This window comes from Desulfurispora sp. (genome assembly GCF_052744395.1).
In genome coordinates, this window is record NZ_JBRAJI010000005.1 from 21,123 (window position 1) to 40,513 (window position 19,391).

Below are 19,391 nucleotides of genomic sequence, written 5' to 3' on the forward strand. Positions count from 1 at the left end.
ATTATTGCGTCGATCTGGCCGCGAGTATTACCTGGCCGCAGACTCCGCCACTGTAGGTGAGTAAAGCTGATCCACCATTTGCATGAACTGGGTGTCCCGGTACCCTTCCAGAGCAATGGCCTTGTTGGGACATTCCCCGGCGCAGGTACCGCAGCCCTGGCAGATCACAGCTTCGATCTCCGCCTTGTGGTTGGGTCCCAGGCGCGGGGCGTTGAAGGGGCAAAGGCGCACGCAGGTCAAACAGGCGGCACATTTATCCTGTTGCACCCGGGCAGTGACCCCTTTGGCTTCCAAATAGTCGCGGGCCAGTATGGTTGCCGCCCGGCCGGCTGCCGCCTTGCCCTGGGCAATGCTTTCTTCGATATTTTTGGGGGCGTGAGCCAGGCCGCACATATAAACGCCTTCCGAGGCAAAATCTACCGGGCGCAATTTCATGTGGGCCTCCAGGAAAAAGCGATCCGCGTTGAGCGGCACCTTGAACAACTGGGAAAGGCGGCCGTTGCTTTCCGCCGGCACGATGGCTGTGGCCAGTACCAGCATGTCCGGGGAGAAAGTCAGATCCTGCCCCAGGATGGGATCAAAGGCGCGAATGCTCAGCCGTCCGTTTTGCTCATTAACTAGCGGTTTATGTTCCAGATCGTAGCGAATAAAGATGACACCGCATTCTCTGGCCTGACGGTACAGTTCTTCCAGGAAACCGTAGGTGCGAATGTCGCGGTAGAAAACAATCACCCGGCTCCGCGGATTATGCTTTTTAATCTCTATGGCCAGTTGCATGGTTTTGCTGCAGCAAACCCGGCTGCAGTACGGCCGCTCCGGTTCCCGGGATCCGACGCACTGAATGAAGGCAACCGTGCCGGCACTGCGCAGGCGGGAGTCGGAAGCGGCCAGATCGGCTTCGGCTTCCAGCTGGGTGAGCACCCGCGGGTTCTGACCGTACAGGTACTCCCGGGGCCTCAGTTCCTCTCCGCCGGTAGCAATTATGGTTACGCCATGCTGGATTTGCCTGCCGTCGGATAGCTTGCTGGTAAAATTGCCCATGTAGCCGGATACTTCAACGACCTGGCTGCCGGTATATACATTGATCCGCCCATTGCGGTCAATCTGAGATACCAGGTCCTCCAGATAGGCGGGAATGTTCTCTCCCCGGAAGCCCTGACGGATGCGCCGGGCCACACCGCCCAGCCGGTCCTCTTTTTCTACCAGGTGCACATCGTACCCCTGCTCGGCCAGGCCGAGCGCGGCCGTCATACCGGCCACACCGCCGCCGATTACCAGGGCCGCCGGCACAACGCCTACCGTGACCGGTTTTACCGGCTGCAGAGTTGCTGCCTTGGCCACGGCCATCTTGACCAGATCCTTGGCCTTGGCGGTGGCCCGGTCAGGTTGGTTCTGGTGCACCCAGGAGCACTGGTCGCGGATATTGGCCATCTCAAAGAGCTGTTTGTTCAGGCCGGCATCCCGCATGGTTTCCTGAAACAGGGGCTTGTGGGTACGCGGGCTGCAGGAGGCCACCACCACCCGGTTGAGCTTTTTTTCATCAATGATCTGTTTCATCTGGGCCTGACTGTCCTGAGAGCAAACATACAGCCCTTCCTGGGCATGCACAACGTGAGGCAGCCGGGCGGCAAACTCCACCACTTCCGGTACATTAACCACCGAGCCGATATTGATACCGCAGTGGCAAACGAAGACACCGATACGCGGTTCTTCGCCGGTGACATCGCGCTCGGGCGGAAAGGTTTTGGCACTCACCAGAGCGCCTCTGGCCGGGGCCAAAAAGGCGGCAGCATCTCCGGCAGCCGCACTGGCCTGCATGACGGTTTCCGGAATATCCCGGGGGCCGGAAAAAGCGCCGGCTACATAAATTCCGGGCCGGCTGCTGGCTACACCGGTGAGCTCTCTGGTCTGGCAAAAATTGAACTGGTTCAGCTCCAGTCCCAGGATACTGGCCATCTCGATCGCATCGGCGGTGGGCTGCAATCCGACTGAAAGTACCACCAGGTCGAAGTCTTCCTCGATCATTTGACCGTCCGCTGTCCGGTAGCGCAGGCGCAGGTCTTTGCTCTGCTGCAGTTCCTTCACTGTGGAAATCATACAGCGCACATAGCGCACACCGTACTGCTCCTGGGCCCGCTGGTAATATTTCTCGAAGTCCTTGCCGTAAGCCCGTACATCCATGCAAAAGATAGTGCTGGAAAGTCCCGGTACGTGTTCGCGGGCGATAATGGCCTCTTTGGTGGCATACATGCAGCACACCGCCGAGCAGTATCCGCAGTCGTTGATGATATCCCGCGAACCCACACACTGGATAAAGGCTATTTTTTGCGGCTCCCGGCCGTCGGAAGGGCGCTGGACATGGCCGCGATAGGGTCCCGAGGCGCTGAGCATGCGTTCAAACTGCAGGCTGGTGATGACGTTATCATAAACGCCATAGCCAAATTCACCCCGCAGTCGTGCATTGAACAACTCAAAACCGGGGCAGAGGATAATAGCACCCACCTGCAGGGTAATTTCTTCTTCCTCCATGCTGTGATCAATGGCACCGGCCGGGCAGACCTCTTCACAGGCGCCGCACTCCAGGCAGTTTTCCTTATCAATGACGTAAGCATTGGGGAATGCCTGCGGGTAGAGTTTGTAGATGGCCTTGCGCAGGCCCATCTCCTGGTTGAACTCGTCGGGCACCTCCTGGGGACATTCGGTGGCGCAGGCTCCACAGCCCAGGCATTTTTGCGGGTCCACATAACGGGGATGCTTTTTAACCGTGACGGTGAAATTGCCCGGTTCGCCGGAAAGTGCGGTGATCTCGGCCAGAGTGTGCACTTCGATGTTGCGATGCCGGCCGCACTCCACCAGCTTGGGAGAGAGTATGCACATGGAGCAGTCATTGGTGGGAAAGGTTTTGTCCAGCATGGGCATGCGACCGCCTATGGCCGGCGATTTCTCCACCAGATGCACTTTGTAACCCATTTCGGCCAGGTCCAGGGCGGACTGCATCCCACTGATGCCCGCACCGATGATCAAAACAGCACCGGTAATCTGTCTGTCCTGTTCAAGATTGTGATTCACTTGTTAAACCCCCATTGTAAAAATCAGGCCATCAGTTTGAGAGAGCGCAGTAGAGGCATGGGATCGATAAAGTGCTTGATCAGCCATTTGTCGCTGCCCGGCAGCTCCATGGCCAGGCCCAGCAGTTCAGTAAAATAGAACACCGGGATGTCGGCACAGTTGTCCCGCCTCACCTCCAGATTCAGCTGGCACAGCGGGCAGGCGGTAACAATGGCCTGGGCTCCAGCCTCTACGGCCATATTGATAATCCGGGTGACCAGAGGTGTCACCGTGGAACTGCTGGTGGCGCTCAGATTGGCGCCGCAGCAGTCAGTCTTGTAAGACCATTTAACTGGTTGGGCACCGATGGCACTCATAATTTGATCCAGCGAGACCGGATTTTCCGGGTTGTCAAATCCGGTGATTTCGGGGGGGCGAACCAGCAGACAGCCATAGTAGCAGGCCAGCTTCAGACCGGTTAATGGTTTTACCACTTTCCCGGCAATGGCTTTAAGCCCCACTTTGTCGTAATAAGTTTCCAACAGGGAAAGTACTTTAATATTTCCCTGGTATTTAAAATTAACAATATCCTCCAGTTCGCTGCGTTTTTGCTGATCGTGGCGCAGCACGTAGTCGGCTTTTTTGTGGCGGCTGTAGCAGGCCGCACAGGGTATGGTAATGTCCAGCCCGCCCTCCTGGGCGATGGCCAGATTGCGAGCGGGTAGAGCCAGGGAAAGCATGTGGTTGGTGCTGTGGGCGGAGGTGGCTCCACAGCAGGCCCAGTCATCCAGTTCTTTCAGGCGCAGGCCCAGCGCCATGCTCACCGCCAGAGCGGAAAGATTGTATTCTTTGGCACTCGCTTCCAGTGAGCAACCAGGATAATATGCCAGTTCCAAGACATTAGCTCCTTTCTCTTCATTTAGCCGGCGTTGCACCTGTCAAAAATATGTTTTACCTCGTCTTTGGCTCTCACACCACGGCAAAAAACAGGCAATTTACCCTTCAAGAACATTTTCCAGCCCAGATCCATATCGGAAAACAGGTCGCCGCTTTTTATCTTGTAATTGGCCATCATTACAGCTTCATGAATGCGTCCGTGATTTTTTACGGTGTGCAGGAAAATATCATTGAAAAGGTGGATTTTCTTTTCCTTGATGGTGCCACGCTCGATGGCCATTTCCTTTAACGCGTCCATAATTTCGCTGATTTTGATCCCGTTGGGACAGCGGGCACCGCACGTTTCACATCCGGTGCACATCCAGATCATGGAACTGTTAAACACTCTGTCCTGGTCTTCCAGCTGGATCAGGCGCAAGACCTGGTTGGGATAGAGATCGGCATGTTCAGCAATGGAGCAACCGGATGCGCATTTCTGGCATTGAAAGCAAAGCTCCACCGGTTGTTTGCTGCGCGTTCTGACATCCTCCAGAAATCCCACAGGTATAACCCCCTTTGCAGTATGCTTTGCGCAATATATCAATTAAATATTTCATAGGGCTATAAAACAAATTCGCTATATCTATGATAAAACCTCTTTTTTGTGTAAATGATTTGCTGGTACTTCGCGGATAATTATAAATGGCGAAATAAAAGATTATGTTCATAATTTGGGAAAATTACGCTTTTACTAAATGTTGAAATTAAAAAGTTGGTTGCATATACCAATGAAAAACTGATATCCGCATCTGCCCTGTAAAGTTGTGGCGAAATAGTTGAAAAACCAGATAATAGCTTCAGTATTGCAAAATCATTGTGGAAATCATCGCAAATTACTTAAAATTTATTGTAGATTTTGAAATAATGATTGTCAAGCAAAAAAGTAAGAATTAAATAGCAAATTTTAATTATCTACCATAAGGTTTGAGATATTAAACAAATATTCATATTATTCAGTAATTTTGCCCAATTTTAATGGGTGTGACGGCCGGGCCTTTTGTTTATATAAATTTTCAAAACCAATATAAAAGTTCCACTTGACAGATGTAAAGCATAAGTTTATATTGTATACAAAGGCTGTATTTATTGAATTGTTCATCCAGCATGGCGATACCAGTTCACAGCACTCGCTGGTATCATGCTTTTTGTTCAACTGGCTTACTGATGAGCCAGCTTTCTTTCTGGCACAATTTAACAGAATATTGACAATTGGTTATCCTGTGCCAATCTTTTGGTTTATCAACTGGCTGAAAAGTCGGCGCTCTGGCCAGTTGGAACATAAAACAAAAACATGGTCTGCCGTCAACAGGTCAGTATACAAAGGGGGTTTGTTTGTCATGGAGTGCGCTGACAGAAAGTTTCAGAAGCTGCAGGAAATCATCTCCCGGCATGAGGCGAAAGTTTCGCACCTGATTGCCATATTGCAGGAAGTGCAGGAAGAGTACCGTTATTTGCCGCAGGAAGTCATGACCTACATCGCCACTGCCTTAAACATATCTCCGGCAACGGTTTATGGCGTGGCCACCTTTTATGCCCAGTTTTCCCTGTTGCCCAAGGGCAAATATGTGATCAGGGTCTGCGATGGTACAGCCTGCCACGTGCGGGGTTCCGAGCCCATTCACTTCGCCCTGCGCCAGGAGCTTTCGCTGGCACCGGGCCAACAGACCACAGATGATTTGCAGTTTACTGTGGAGACGGTCTCCTGTCTGGGGGCCTGTGGTCTGGCACCAGTCATGACGGTAAATGGTGAAGAGGTCTACGGGCAGATGACTCCGGAGGGCGTGCTGGAGGTACTGGCCAGGCTTAAAGGAACCGTTCAAGCTTGATTTTCGGGGGGAGAGAGCAGATGCTGAGAAGCAGGGAAGATTTAAACCTGTTGTATGAAAAAGCCCGTTCTTACATAGCCGGAGAGGAACTGCGCATTCTGGTCTGTGCCGGTACCGGCTGCGTGGCCAACGGATCTTTGAAAATCTACGAGGCCTTGAAGGAGCAAATCAAACAGCAGGGCCTGAATGTGAAAGTGGAACTGGTTGATGATGTGCCGCACCCGGTAGCGGTAAATGTAAGCGGTTGCCACGGTTTTTGCCAGATGGGGCCACTGGTGCGTTTTGATCCCAGCGGAGTGCTCTATTGCAAGGTGAAGGAAGCCGATGTGGCCGAGATTGTGGAAAAACACATCGTCAACAAGCAGATAGTTGACCGGTTGCTTTATCACAACCCGGCTACGGGAGAAACCTTCACCACCCAGGACGAAATTCCCTTTTACAAAGAGCAAACCCGGGTGGCCCTGGTCAATTGCGGCCGGATTAACCCGGATGATATCAACGACTGCATTGCTCATGGCGGTTATCAGGCCCTGGCCAAAGTGCTGTTTGAAATGGATCCCGACAGCGTGATTAACGAGGTGATAGCTTCGGGTTTGCGCGGCCGGGGCGGTGGTGGTTTTCCCACCGGGCGCAAGTGGCTGTTTGCCAAAAATGCTGCCGGGAGCAAGAAGTATATCATCTGCAACGGTGATGAAGGCGATCCGGGTGCCTTCATGGACCGCAGCGTGATGGAGGGTGACCCGCACCGGGTGCTGGAGGGCATGATGATTGCCGGTTATGCCATCGGTGCCGATGAGGGATATATTTATGTGCGGGCGGAATACCCCCTGGCGGTAAAGCGGTTGCGCAAGGCCATTGCCGATGCGGAGAAGCTGGGGTTGCTGGGTGAGAATATTCTGGGCTCCGGATTCAATTTCCGCATCCATATCAAGGAAGGTGCGGGGGCCTTCGTATGCGGTGAGGAAACCGCTTTGATTGCCAGTATTGAGGGGCAGCGGGGCATGCCCCGTCCCAGACCGCCATTTCCGGCTGTCAGCGGTTTGTGGGGTTGCCCGACCATCATTAATAACGTAGAAACTCTGGCCAATCTGGCCCCGATAATTTTAAACGGTGGAGCCTGGTTCAAGAGCTACGGGACCGAGACCAGTCCGGGAACCAAAACCTTTGCGCTGGCCGGACAGGTATCCCATACCGGTCTGGTGGAAGTGCCCATGGGCATGACGCTGCGGGATGTAGTGTTCAAGATCGGTGGCGGCCTGCGGGACGGCAAGAAGTATAAAGCGGTGCAGATTGGTGGACCTTCCGGCGGTTGCCTGACCGAGGAGCATCTGGATCTACCGCTGGACTACGACGAACTGATCAAAGTAGGAGCCATGGTGGGTTCCGGTGGCCTGGTGGTCATGGGGCATGATACCTGCATGGTGGAAGTGGCCAAGTTTTTCATGGGTTTTGTGCAAAACGAGTCCTGTGGCAAATGTGTACCCTGCCGGGAGGGCACCAGGCGCATGCTCGAGCTTTTGACCAAAATTACCGAGGGTAAGGGTACTCCGGAAGACCTGGCCCTGCTGGAAGAGCTGGCTCTGATTGTCAAGGACGGCTCGCTGTGCGGACTGGGTAAGACGGCTCCCAACCCGGTATTGACTACCCTGCGCTATTTCCGGCATGAGTATGAAGCCCACGTTTACGACAGAAAATGTCCGGCCGGTGTGTGCAAGGCTTTGGCCGAATATTACATTGAAGCGGAAAAATGCAAAGGCTGCGGGCTGTGTGCCAGGGTTTGTCCGGCCAGCGCCATCAGTGGCGAGAAAAAGCAGCCGCACAGCATTGATCTGGACAAATGCCTCAAGTGCGGTACCTGTATAGAGAAGTGCAAATTCGGCGCCATTGCCATCCGGTAGGGGTATAAGACGGAAGGAGTGAAACCGGAATGAGTACTGGTAAAGTGATCATCGACGGCCGGGAGATGCCCATTGATGGTGCGAAAAACATTCTGGAACTGGTGCGCCGGGCCGGCATAGAACTTCCCACTTTTTGTTATCACTCGGAACTAAGCGTTTATGGTGCCTGCCGTCTCTGCCTGGTGGAAGTGGATAGAATGGGGCTGGTGGCCTCCTGTTCCACACCGCCGGCTGATGGTATGGTTATTCATACCAATACCGAACGCACCCGCCGGCTGCGCCGCATGGTGATTGAACTGCTCCTGGCCAACCACGACCGGGAGTGCACCACCTGTGAAAAGAGCGGGCGCTGCAAGCTGCAGGAACTGGCCCACAAGTTTGGTGTGAAAAAAGTGCGCTTTGGTCACCGTGATCAGAAACTGCCGCTGGATGAAAGCAGCACATCTATTGTCAAGGATCCCAACAAGTGCATCCTGTGTGGCGACTGCGTGCGCATGTGCAAAGAGGTACAGGGTATCGGCGTTTGGGATTTCGCCCACCGGGGCAGCAAAACCGTAGTAACTACGGCATTTGACAAGCCGGTGGCCGAGGTGTCCTGCGTCAACTGTGGCCAGTGCGTGGCGGTTTGTCCCACCGGGGCGCTGACGGTCAAATCAGAAATAGATCGGGTTTGGTCCTACCTGCATGATCCCGCCAAAGTGGTCGTGGTGCAGGTGGCGCCAGCGGTGCGGGTGGCCATAGGTGAGGAATTTGGCGTAAAAACGCACGATATGGCTACGGGCAAGATGGTAACCGCTTTGCGCAAACTGGGCTTTGACAAGGTGTTTGATACCCTTTTTACCGCGGACCTGACCACCATCGAGGAGTCGCTGGAATTTCTGGATCGCCTGCAAAACGGGGGTAAGCTGCCCCTGTTCACCTCCTGCTGCCCGGGCTGGGTCAAATACGCCGAGCAGTTCCATGCCGATTTACTGGACAACCTTTCCAGCTGCCGGTCGCCTCAGCAGATGTTTGGATCGCTGGTGAAGAAGCACTATGCCCGGTCCATCGGCCGAGATCCTCAGGATGTAATCTGTGTTTCCATTATGCCCTGTACGGCCAAGAAATTCGAAGCCAGGAGGCCTGAATTCAGGACCGATGGCTTGTACGACGTGGATGTGGTGCTGACCACCGTAGAACTGGCCCGGATGATCAAAGAGGCGGGCATTGTCTTTGATGAACTGGAGCCGGGAGCGTTCGACAATCCGCTGGGCATGGGTTCCGGATCGGCGCTCATCTTTGGCACTACGGGCGGCGTGATGGAGTCGGTGGTGCGCTTCGTGGCCGGTCATGTGGGCGGCAAGGAAGTGGGCCGTGTGGACTTTCAGCAGGTACGGGGTGTGGAAGGTATTAAAGAGGCCGAGCTGCAGGTGGCCGGCCAGACCCTGCGTCTGGCTGTGGTGCACGGCCTGGCCAATACCGAAAAGCTGCTCCGGCGGATTAAGAACGGCGAGGTCACCTATCATGCCGTGGAAGTAATGTGCTGCCCGGGTGGCTGTGTGGGTGGTGGCGGTCAGCCCGACGTCAACGACATGATTTCCCGGGTGCGCCGGATGAAAGAAATTTATGACCTGGACCGGGTGGAACAGGTGCACAAGGCTCAGGACAACGTTTTTGTAACTCAAATGCTCCAGGAGTGGTTTGGCGGACCGGCCAACCACAATACCCACCACGCCCTGCATACCCATTACACTCCGCGCCGCCGTATCACCGGACAGGTGATTGACGTGGTCAAATCCGATGCGCAGGAGCCCCTGCATGTGTCGGTTTGTGTGGGAACGGGCTGCTATTTGAAAGGCGCCTATGATGTGTTGAACAAATTTACCGAATTACAAAGACATCTCAACCTGACCAAACAGGTCAAACTCAGCGGTACCTTCTGTCTGGAGCACTGTGATGAAGGTGTGAGCGTCAAAGTGGGAGATGAAATTATTACCGGGGTAACACCGGACAACGCGGAGCAGATCTTCAAAACCCGTGTTGCCCTGCAGGTGGAACCGTGAGCATATTAAGCCAACTCTCCTGTTAACATAAACCTTTAACCTCCCTGTTATTGGCACTGCCTGGCCGGATGGGCGGGAAGGATAATGCAGCTCGACTGTCGAAATGCTGTTTATCCCGTCAGATCGGTTTGTGCAGTGCATTTTTTATTCTCCTGTGCCGGGAGGTTGGGTTAATTGATCATTAAGGTTTGTGTGGGCAGTTCATGTTTTATTCGCGGCGCTTATGACGTGGTGAAGGAGTTGGAGCGACTGCTTGCCCTGAACCGGTTGGAGGCGCAGGTGAAAATTACCGGCAGTTTTTGTATGGAGCATTGCAGTCACGGTGTGACAGTGGCTATTGACGACTGTGTGTATACGGGAGTGAATAAAGAAAACCTGGGCCAGCTCTTCCAGGAGGAAATATTACTCCGCGTAAGGCGAGGGGAATAAACCGGAGGGGGTGACAGCGTGTTTCCCATTATCACCAATCAGGCCAGCTGTCGCGATTGCTATCGCTGTGTCCGTTCCTGTCCGGTAAAGGCAATTAGTATCAGATCCAAAAATGGTAATGGGGAGTTTTACGCCCAGATCATTGAAGATATCTGTGTGCTGGATGGGCGGTGTGTACAGGTATGCCCCCAACAGGCCAAAAAAGTCTCTCCCGCGCAGGACCGGGTTAGAGCAATGCTTAAGGCGGGTGAAAAAGTGGCGGTCAGCCTGGCGCCTTCTTTTGCGGCGGCTTTGCCGCTCAGTCGTCCCCGCACTCTGGTGAGCATGTTGAAAAAACTGGGTTTTGCTTATGTTTCCGAGACATCACTGGGGGCGGAAATGGTTTCTGCGGCGCACAAGGAGCTGGGTTTTAAACAACCTTATATATCCAGCGCCTGTCCGGTGGTGGTGAACCTGATTGAAAAACATTTTCCCGATTTAATTCCTTATCTGGCACCGCTGGTTTCGCCCATGATTGCGCACGGTCGCTATTTGAAACGGCTTCTGCCCGATCATAAAGTGGTGTTTATCGGTCCCTGCATTGCCAAAAAAGCAGAAATTACCTGTCCGGAACTGGCCGGCGCAGTTGATGAGGTGATGGGATTCCAGGAGCTTTGGGAGTGGCTGACGACGGAATGCTTGTGCGAAGAGGATTGTGAGGAGACCGGTTTTGACGGTCCACAACCGGCTCTGGCCCGCCTTTACCCGGTTGATGGCGGGATGTTGCGCACCATTGCGCCCAGCACCGATATACTGGAGAGCAAGGTGATTACTGTTACCGGGCTCAAGAATTGCTGGGAATTTTTACAACACTTGCAGGGCGGATTCATCGATCACCCGCCATACTTGATGGAACTGTTGGCCTGCAATGGAGGGTGTATTAGCGGTCCGTTGTCGGTGACCGGTGACGATATTTATGTCAAGCGACAGAAAATCCAGGCTTACTACCGCAGTTGCCTGCTTTCGACTGATGAAACCTGCAGTTTTGCCTGCCTGTCCCGACCCGAACTGCCGGCAGATTTATTGAGGCGGAGTTTCACTAACAAAAAATTGTCCTTACCCAATCCCTCCGAACAGGAAATCAGGGATATTCTGGCCCAGACGGGCAAGTATACCGCCGCCGATGAACTCAATTGCGGTGCCTGCGGTTACAACAGCTGCCGCGACAAAGCTGTGGCGGTTTATCACGGTATGGCGGAAGTCCAGATGTGCATGCCCTACATGCGCAAGAGAGCCGAATCGCTCTCCAACCTGGTTTTGAGCTCCATGCCCAACGGTGTGGTGATAGTGGATTACAAGCTGCGCCTGCTGGAGATCAATCCGGCGGCGGAAAGAATGTTTCGCTGCACCAACCAGGATGTGGCCGGCAAGCACGTTTCCTGCATTCTGGACCCGCAGCATTTTGAACAGGTGCTGGAAAGCAGAACCCTGCTGCACATGCACTGCCGTTTGCCGCAGGGTATGGTTACCCGGCAGGTGGTTTTTCCCGTAGAAAGGGAGAAGATCATGGTCTGTATTATAGTGGATATAACCGATGAGGAAAAACATAAGGAGCAGCTGGCTCAGGTGCGCAGCCAGACTATTGAACGCGCCCAGGCGGTCATAGAAAAACAGATGAAGGTGGCGCAGGAGATTGCCGGACTGCTGGGTGAAACTACGGCCGAAACCAAGATGTTGCTCAGCAAATTAATCAACTTGATGAAGGAACAGTGAGAGTTATGCGCTATTTTCTGGATGTGGCCTGGCGGCAACTGACCAAAGCGGGAGAAGAGCTGTGCGGTGACAGCGTGGAAGTTGTCCCTACCGGGGATGGCCGCATAGTGGTCCTTTCCGACGGATTGGGCAGCGGGGTGAAGGCCAATATTCTGTCCTGTTTGACCGTCAAGACCGCTTCCACCATGTTGAAAATGGGAGGAAAAGTGGACGAGGTTATAGAGACCTTGCTCTACACCCTGCCCATCTGTCAGGTACGCCATCTGGCCTACAGCACTCTGGCTATTCTGAGCATCCGGGAAAACGGGGAGGTATACCTGGCCGAGTATGATACACCCCAGGCCATAGTGGGTCGGGGGGGATGTTTGCGCCCTGTTGAGCGGCAGGAGCGGATGATTAGCGACAAAAAGGTGGCGGAAGCTTACTTCACGCTGCAGGACGGGGACTGGATTGTGCTGGTCAGTGACGGCATCCTGCATGCCGGCATTGGTGGCGTATACAATATGGGCTGGGGACACGAAAGATTGAGCGGTTTTTTGTGCCAGCTGGGCGAAAGCGACCGGGATGCCGCAGCCTGGGCCGGGGAGATTGCCGGTCTCTGTCAGAGTCTATATGGCGGAAAACCCGGTGACGATGCCTCCGTGGTGGTAGTGAAGGTACGCCGCCCCCGCCTGCTTACTCTGCTGGTGGGGCCGCCGGCCGACAGTTCCCGGGATGGGGAGGTTGTAGAAAAGCTCTTGTGCTCCAGTGGGCGAAAAGTAGTCTGCGGGGGCAGCACGGGAAATATGGTGGGGCGCTTTCTGGGACAGGAAGTGCTGGTGGATCTCTCTTCCACCTCCGGTCAGGTACCCCCGCTGGGCCTTCTGCCGGGTTTGGACCTGGTCACCGAAGGAACATTGACCCTGGCCCATGCTCTGGATCTCCTGCGGCAGAACGCCGGGAGGGAAAGCCTGGCTGGCTGCCGGGACGGCGCATCCCGGTTGGTGCTGCAGTTACTGTGGGCGGATAGAATCCACTTCATGGTGGGAACCGCGGTTAATCCGGCCCAGACGGCCCCGCAGATACCTTCTCTCTTTGTCTACAAGCACAGGATCATCGATGATTTAATTGAACAGCTCCGCGCTTTGGGCAAGGAAGTGGTAGTGGAGCGATATTAATAGTTTTTCCCCACCCCGGCGATACCTCCGATGCTGCCGCCCAGGGCGCAGGCCACCAGGCGTCCCAACCAGGTCCGGTAGGAGAGATCGCCGGGCCAGAGCGAAAGGGCCAGCAGCCAGATCAACAGCAGGCTGAGTACAGTTACGGTCAGGCCGTGGGCCAGGCCGCGCCGGCCGCTTTGCCGGGCAGCGGTGAATCCACCGGCAGCGCACCCGGTGGTTAGGATCAATAGCCCAGCATAGTAAAGGAAACTTTCCGGCCAGCTGGTGAAGAAGAAAAGGACGGCCAGGATGATGCTGCCCAGTAAAATGACCGCAAATGTGTAAATTATACCCTTAAGTATGGCGGCAATGCTCAAACTGCTCCATATTTTGTTGGCCATTGGCCCGGCACCTCCCGGAGGGGATTATTTTTTGGTTTGGTTGCAATAACAATATTATTATTGTTGAAAAGGGTATATGCATTTTTTATCCGCTCTGGAAAAATTTTCATCCAGGAAAGGAAATGGTTATGCCAAAACAGATGTCCGGCGAAAATTTTGTTTACCAGATCGGTAATAGCTTATATCTCAATATTACCAACCGCTGCACCAACCAGTGTGTGTTTTGCATCCGGCGGAGCCGGGAAGGGGTGGGGTACAACCTCTGGCTGAGCCGTGAGCCGGGCTTGCACGAGCTGGTGCAGAAAATTGGCAATCCCACCCGGTACGGGGAGATCGTTTTCTGCGGATATGGTGAGCCACTGCTCCGTCCCGAACTGGTCGGGGAGGTGGCCAGAGTGCTCAAGAGCAGGGGAGGCCAGGTGAGAATCAACACCAATGGCCAGGTGCGGCTGTGGTATAACGGTGACCTGGCCGGCGGATTGCTGGGACATGTGGACTGTGTAAATATCAGTTTAAATGCTCATAGTGCGGAGGAGTATATCAGAATATGCCGCCCGGTTTATAAAGAAAAAGCATATCCGGCTATGTTAGCGTTTATAGAAGAATGTACAGAAATAGTGCCCAGGGTAGTATTGTCGGTAGTAAAGTGGCCCGGTGTTGATCTGGGGGAATGCCAGCGCATAGCAGACCGCTTCGGGGTGGAACTAAAAATTAGAAACTATATTTGTTAATAAATGTTAACATTAGATAGAATTCTGGTAATATAAGGACGACAAGTGGTAATTAATCAATCAATATTCAATGTGGGCTTAAGTGTAGCAGGAATTTTGTCATATTTGTTGAATTATAAACAACTGTCAATCAGGTAACATGCAATACTGCACCTGTTTTTTGCCACCGGCCGCATCCTGGCTTCGCGGCTGGGGCAACAGGCGGGACGCTGGCGGGGGGTGAGAAAACCAGACATTGCGGTGAAAAGTTATTTGATGAAAGACCGGTACAACTAAACTTAACAGGAGGTATGTGTGTGAAAAACAGAAAGGTTTATTTATTGCTGGTAGCATTGCTGGCGGTAGCCCTGGTCGTAACCGGCTGCGGTGGAGCGGCCAGCAACAAGAGCGCCGGGGAAAGCGGCGAGAAAGTGGTTAAAATTGGTCTGATCACCCCCCTGACGGGCGATGTCAAGACATTTGGTGAATCCACCCAGAACGCCTTCAAACTGGCCCTGGAACAGGCCGGCATGAAAGCGGGCGACTACAAAATTGAGTATGTGATTGCTGATGACCGCAATGACGCCACGGAAGCTGTGAACGTGGCCACCAAACTGATTTCCCAGGACAAAGTCAACTGCATTGTGGGTCCGCTGACCTCCAAAACCACCATTCCGGTCAGTGAGCTGTGCAACAGCCAGAAGATTCCCATGCTCACCAACACGGCCACCAACCCCAAAGTGACTGTGGATAACGGCAAGCGCAAGGAATATGCTTTCCGGGCCTGCTTTATCGACCCCTTCCAGGGGGCCGTGGCGGCCAAGTTTGCTCTGGAAAACCTGCAAAAGAAGACAGCTGCGGTGCTGTATGACCAGGGCAACGACTACACTATCGGACTGGCCAATGTTTTCAAGGAGAACTTTGAAAAGGGCGGCGGCCAGGTACTGGAGTTTCTGGCCTATTCCAAAGATGACACCGACTTCAGTGCGGTGCTGACCAAGATCGCCGCCAAAAACCCGGACATTCTCTATCTGCCCGATTACTACCAGAAAGTCAGCCTGATTGGCAAGCAGGCCCGCGAGAAGGGGATCAAGGCCGTCTTCCTGGGCGGCGACGGTTGGGATTCGCCCAAGGATCTGGACTTTGCCACCATGGCCGGCGGTTATTTCACCAACCACTACTCGGCTGACGATCCGCGGCCCGAAGTGAAGAAATTTGTAGAAGAGTACAAGGCCAAGTACGGCAGTGTGCCCGATGCCCTGGCCACTCTGGGCTACGACGCCACCAACCTGATGCTCAATGCCATCAAGACGGCCAACAGCAATGTTCCCGAGAAGATCAAGGAAGCCCTGCAAAACACCAAGGACTTCCCCGCGGTGAGCGGCAAGATCACCATAGACAAGGATGGTAACCCGATTAAAGCGGCGGTAATTCTGCAGGTGCAGGCCGATAAGACATTCAAGTACATCGCTACTGTGACCCCGTAACGGTTTTTGCCTGCGGGGAGGGTGCGGCCCGGCACCCTCCTCGCCCATTATACAGCGCTGGGGGGAGATTCAGGTTTGGAACACGTCTTGGACCAGATCATCAACGGATTGCAGCTGGGTTTGATGTACGCCTTGATTGCCCTGGGATATACCATGGTTTATGGTGTGGTGAAGCTGATCAATTTTGCCCATGGTGACGTGTTCATGGTGGGGGCCTTTATCGGCTATTTCGGCTTTCAGCACTGGGGGTTGCCACTGCCTGTGGCCATTTTAAATGCCGTGGTGGTGTGTGCCATTTTAGGTGTGACTATTGAACGCATTGCCTACCGGCCGCTGCGTTACGCGCCCAAGATTGCCGCTCTGATCAGTGCGCTGGGGGTCTCGCTGTTTTTGGAATATTTCGGTAGTCTGAAGTTTGTTTTTGGTCCCAATTTCCGGGTGGTGCAGCGTCCTTTTGAGGAAGTGCGCTGGGAGATACTCGGTGCCACCATTACCAACATTCAGGTGATGATCGCCGTGGTCGTGGTGCTCATGCTGCTGGCCCTGCAGTTCATTGTCTACCGGACCAGGATTGGTATGGCCATGCGCACGGTGTCGGTAGATCACAACGCGGCCAGACTGATGGGCGTGAATGTGGACAACACCATTTCCATCACCTTTGCTATCGGATCGGCCTTTGCAGCGGTGGGTGGAGTGCTCTATGCCATCGCCTATCCGCAAATTCACCCCTTTATGGGCATTATGCCCGGACTCAAAGCATTTACGGCGGCGGTTCTGGGCGGGATTGGCATCATTCCGGGCGCCGTGCTGGGCGCTATTATTATGGGACAGGTGGAAACACTCACATCGGCCTTTCTTTCTTCCCAGCTGCGCGATGCGATTGCTTTCTTTATATTAATTCTGGTGCTGTTAATCCGGCCCAGCGGCATTCTGGGCAAAAATGAGCCGGACAAGGTGTAAGGGGGGAGAAAGTAAATGGCACAAAAGAAATCGTCCACCTGGCTCCTGCTCCTGGGCACTGTCGCCTTTTACGCCTTGATTAAAGCTTTGCAGTTATCCGGCCTGATGAACGATTACTGGCAGAGGGTGCTGGATCAGGCGCTGATTGCCACCATTGGTGCCCTGGGTCTTAGTATTATATATGGTTTTACCGGCCAGTTCTCGCTGGGACATGCGGCTTTTTACGGGCTGGGAGCGTACAGTGCCGGTCTGTTGGACAAGCTTTACGGCAGTGTGGATAATTATGCTTTTCTCCTGGTATCCCTGCTGGTAGGGATGCTGGTGGCTGGACTGCTGGCCCTGCTGGTGGGACTGCCCATTCTGCGCCTGCGTTCGGATTATCTGGGTATTGCCACACTGGGGTTTGGAATAATTGTGAAAGTGGGAATGGACAATTCCAGCAAGTTATTCCCGCCCCTGGGGGGAGCGACCGGAATGTCCGGTGTACCCCAGTCGGCCACATTTGATCTGATTTTCTTGTTAACAGTGCTGGCTATTATTTTTACTCGCAACTTTGTTTTTTCTAGCTACGGCCGGGCCTGCACTGCGGTGCGGGAGGACGAGATTGCTTCTGATGTTATGGGGATTAATACCACCAGAATCAAAGTGCTTTCTTTTGTACTCGGTTGTATGCTGGCCGGCCTGGCCGGGGGTGTTTATGCGCACCGCTATCCATTCCTCCATCCCAGCAGTTTTGATTTCTTGAAATCCTTCGATTTCCTGCTGATTGTGGTGCTGGGTGGTCTGGGCAGTATGACCGGTACGGTGGTTACCGCCGTGGCCTGGGTGTTTTTGCTGGAAGGGTTGCGCTTTGTGCTGGGTGAATCCTTTATCGACTTCCGGGGCGTGATTTACGCACTGATTTTGATAGTTTCCATTATTTTACGTCCGCAGGGCATATTCAGCGGCAAGGAACTGGCCGCCCTGGTGCCGCAGTCGCTGACCGCCTGGCGGCAGAAGGACAAGGAGGTCACCCATGTCAGTTCTTGAGCTGAAAAGCGTTTCTAAATACTTCGGCGGCTTGAAAGCGGTCAGCAATTTCAGCATGACCATTGAACCCGGTGAGATCGTGGGTCTGATCGGGCCCAACGGAGCGGGAAAAACTACTGTGTTCAACCTGATCACGGGCATATATCAGCCCAGTGAGGGCAAGGTTTATTTTCTGGGGCAGGATATGTCGGGTATTCCTCCTTACCGGGTGTGCCAGGCGGGGATTGCCCGGACGTTTCAAAATATACGTCTTTTTAAAGGTAACACGGTGCTGGACAATGTGCGGACGGTTTTTCATTTCCGGGTGGGGTACGGGCTCTTTGATGCCGTATTTCGCACGCCCAGGTTCCGGCACCGGGAACAGGAAATTACCAGCCGTTCCATGGAACTGCTGGAGGTGCTGGGACTGTCCGACCGGGCTCTCGATCTGGCGGCGAACCTGCCCTATGGTGCCCAGCGCCGTCTGGAGATTGCCCGGGCGCTGGCTCTGGAACCCAAATTGCTCATTCTGGATGAACCGGCGGCCGGCATGAACCCGGCCGAAGTGAGCAATATGGTGAATTTGATTAAGGATATCAAGGAACGTTTTAATTTAACCGTTTTGTTAATTGAACACCAGATGGGTATGGTGATGAATCTGTGCCAGCGGCTGGTGGTTATGGACTTCGGTCAGATCATCGCTCAGGGTTTGCCGGTAGAAATCCGCAATAACCCGGTGGTGCTGGAAGCGTATCTGGGGAAGGGGGCGGCGATGGCATGATGCTGGAGGTAAACAACCTGGAGGTTTATTATGGTGCCATCCGCGCTCTGCACGGTGTTTCCTTCCAGGTGGAGAAAGGCGAAATAGTCACCCTGATTGGAGCCAACGGGGCCGGCAAATCCACGACCATGCGCACTATTTCCGGCTTGATTCGGCCTAAAGCCGGTGAGGTTGTTTTCCTGGGGCAGAGAATAGACCATGTACCGGCGCACAGGATTGTGCGCCTGGGCATTTCCCATGTGCCGGAAGGGCGGATGATCTTCCCCAATCTGACCGTATATGAAAACCTGCTCATGGGTGCCTACACGCGCCAGGATAAAGGGGAGATTGCCGCCAGTCTGGATATGGTCATGGAGCGTTTTCCCCGCCTACGGGAGAGGCAGAAACAGCTGGCCGGCACACTTTCCGGCGGGGAACAGCAAATGGTGGCCATGGGCCGTGGGCTGATGAGCAAGCCCCAGCTGCTGATTCTGGATGAACCTTCCATGGGCCTCTCTCCTTTGTTGGTAGAAGAAATATTTGCCATTATCCAGGATATCAACCGGCAGGGTACTACCATCCTGCTGGTGGAGCAAAACGCTTTTATGGCCCTGCAGGTAGCTCACCGGGCCTATGTCCTGGAAACCGGGCGGATTGTCTTAAGTGGCAACGCCGCCGAGGTGCAGAGCAACCCGCAGGTGCGCAGCGCTTATCTGGGAGAAGTCGGTTAGAGTCCTTTTTCGTGTACAGCACTGTTGGTCATGTACCGTAAAGCAAGAAACCTCGCCGGAGATTTCTTGCTTTTTTGCTTGCTGTAATGTCCGGGAGTAGATTTAATTGCGCGAATGTTGTTTCAGGTGTCGGAAAATTGGACATGTATACATGCCTGCGGCTGACAAATTGTTAAACACAAAGCAGGACTTTCAGACAAATATGTTGAATTCTTTTCAACATTAAAACTTCGTATGTTTTACGAGCTACGGGAGGTGAACCGA

At 53.8% G+C, this 19,391-nt stretch carries 16 protein-coding genes; 12 read left to right on the forward strand and 4 right to left on the reverse strand.

Features of this window, described 5'->3' with window-relative positions; genetic code table 11:
- Positions 1 to 27: 27 nt before the first annotated feature.
- The 3 genes from ACUVTU_RS02195 to ACUVTU_RS02205 are packed head-to-tail and all read right to left on the reverse strand — an operon-like array spanning position 28 to position 4,486.
- On the reverse strand, positions 28 to 3,069 hold the full coding sequence (locus tag ACUVTU_RS02195) for an FAD-dependent oxidoreductase (protein WP_445888329.1): 3,042 nt from the start codon (positions 3,067 to 3,069) through the stop codon (positions 28 to 30).
- A 23-nt stretch (positions 3,070 to 3,092) separates the two neighbouring features.
- Positions 3,093 to 3,944, reverse strand: a complete 852-nt coding sequence (locus ACUVTU_RS02200; RefSeq protein ID WP_445888330.1) for a CoB--CoM heterodisulfide reductase iron-sulfur subunit B family protein — start codon at positions 3,942 to 3,944, stop codon at positions 3,093 to 3,095.
- A gap of 23 nt (positions 3,945 to 3,967) precedes the next feature.
- Positions 3,968 to 4,486, reverse strand: coding sequence for a 4Fe-4S dicluster domain-containing protein (locus ACUVTU_RS02205; protein WP_445888331.1), 519 nt, complete (start codon positions 4,484 to 4,486; stop codon positions 3,968 to 3,970).
- An 835-nt stretch (positions 4,487 to 5,321) separates the two neighbouring features.
- Between ACUVTU_RS02205 and nuoE the strand changes: the two genes are divergently transcribed.
- From nuoE to ACUVTU_RS02235, 6 genes are all read left to right on the forward strand, one after another.
- A complete protein-coding gene (gene nuoE / locus ACUVTU_RS02210; RefSeq protein WP_445888332.1) occupies positions 5,322 to 5,810 on the forward strand; it encodes an NADH-quinone oxidoreductase subunit NuoE in 489 nt (162 codons plus the stop codon).
- Between the two features lie 20 nt (positions 5,811 to 5,830).
- Positions 5,831 to 7,708: an NADH-ubiquinone oxidoreductase-F iron-sulfur binding region domain-containing protein gene (locus ACUVTU_RS02215; protein WP_445888333.1), complete on the forward strand. Its 1,878-nt coding sequence runs from the start codon at positions 5,831 to 5,833 to the stop codon at positions 7,706 to 7,708.
- A 29-nt stretch (positions 7,709 to 7,737) separates the two neighbouring features.
- Complete coding sequence (locus ACUVTU_RS02220; protein WP_445888334.1) at positions 7,738 to 9,750, forward strand: NADH-dependent [FeFe] hydrogenase, group A6; 2,013 nt, start codon at positions 7,738 to 7,740, stop codon at positions 9,748 to 9,750.
- 174 nt (positions 9,751 to 9,924) lie between these two features.
- Positions 9,925 to 10,179, forward strand: coding sequence for a (2Fe-2S) ferredoxin domain-containing protein (locus tag ACUVTU_RS02225; RefSeq protein ID WP_445888335.1), 255 nt, complete (start codon positions 9,925 to 9,927; stop codon positions 10,177 to 10,179).
- An 18-nt stretch (positions 10,180 to 10,197) separates the two neighbouring features.
- The gene (locus ACUVTU_RS02230) at positions 10,198 to 11,931 is read left to right on the forward strand and encodes a [Fe-Fe] hydrogenase large subunit C-terminal domain-containing protein (RefSeq protein ID WP_445888336.1); all 1,734 of its coding nucleotides are present in this window, start codon (positions 10,198 to 10,200) and stop codon (positions 11,929 to 11,931) included.
- Positions 11,932 to 11,936: 5 nt separating this feature from the next.
- Positions 11,937 to 13,088 carry a SpoIIE family protein phosphatase gene (locus tag ACUVTU_RS02235; RefSeq protein ID WP_445888337.1) on the forward strand — a complete coding sequence of 384 codons (1,152 nt, stop codon included), beginning with the start codon at positions 11,937 to 11,939 and terminating at the stop codon, positions 13,086 to 13,088.
- Here the strand turns inward: ACUVTU_RS02235 and ACUVTU_RS02240 are convergent.
- Positions 13,085 to 13,471 carry a TIGR04086 family membrane protein gene (locus tag ACUVTU_RS02240; protein ID WP_445888338.1) on the reverse strand — a complete coding sequence of 129 codons (387 nt, stop codon included), beginning with the start codon at positions 13,469 to 13,471 and terminating at the stop codon, positions 13,085 to 13,087. The two genes, ACUVTU_RS02235 and ACUVTU_RS02240, sit on opposite strands and share 4 nt — an antisense overlap.
- Positions 13,472 to 13,599: 128 nt before the next feature.
- On the opposite strand from ACUVTU_RS02240, the gene ACUVTU_RS02245 reads away from it, so the two are divergent.
- The 6 genes from ACUVTU_RS02245 to ACUVTU_RS02270 all read left to right on the forward strand — a co-directional run bounded on the left by ACUVTU_RS02245 (position 13,600) and on the right by ACUVTU_RS02270 (position 19,127).
- On the forward strand, positions 13,600 to 14,202 hold the full coding sequence (locus tag ACUVTU_RS02245) for a TatD family nuclease-associated radical SAM protein (protein ID WP_445888339.1): 603 nt from the start codon (positions 13,600 to 13,602) through the stop codon (positions 14,200 to 14,202).
- A gap of 290 nt (positions 14,203 to 14,492) precedes the next feature.
- Positions 14,493 to 15,668, forward strand: a complete 1,176-nt coding sequence (locus ACUVTU_RS02250; protein ID WP_445888340.1) for an ABC transporter substrate-binding protein — start codon at positions 14,493 to 14,495, stop codon at positions 15,666 to 15,668.
- Between the two features lie 75 nt (positions 15,669 to 15,743).
- Positions 15,744 to 16,628 (forward strand): branched-chain amino acid ABC transporter permease, encoded by an 885-nt coding sequence (locus ACUVTU_RS02255; protein WP_445888341.1) that lies wholly within the window; start codon positions 15,744 to 15,746, stop codon positions 16,626 to 16,628.
- A 15-nt stretch (positions 16,629 to 16,643) separates the two neighbouring features.
- Positions 16,644 to 17,657 carry a branched-chain amino acid ABC transporter permease gene (locus ACUVTU_RS02260; protein ID WP_445888342.1) on the forward strand — a complete coding sequence of 338 codons (1,014 nt, stop codon included), beginning with the start codon at positions 16,644 to 16,646 and terminating at the stop codon, positions 17,655 to 17,657.
- Positions 17,644 to 18,417, forward strand: a complete 774-nt coding sequence (locus ACUVTU_RS02265; RefSeq protein WP_445888343.1) for an ABC transporter ATP-binding protein — start codon at positions 17,644 to 17,646, stop codon at positions 18,415 to 18,417. Before ACUVTU_RS02260 ends, ACUVTU_RS02265 begins: the two co-directional genes overlap by 14 nt.
- Positions 18,414 to 19,127, forward strand: coding sequence for an ABC transporter ATP-binding protein (locus ACUVTU_RS02270; protein ID WP_445888344.1), 714 nt, complete (start codon positions 18,414 to 18,416; stop codon positions 19,125 to 19,127). Before ACUVTU_RS02265 ends, ACUVTU_RS02270 begins: the two co-directional genes overlap by 4 nt.
- Positions 19,128 to 19,391: the final 264 nt, after the last annotated feature.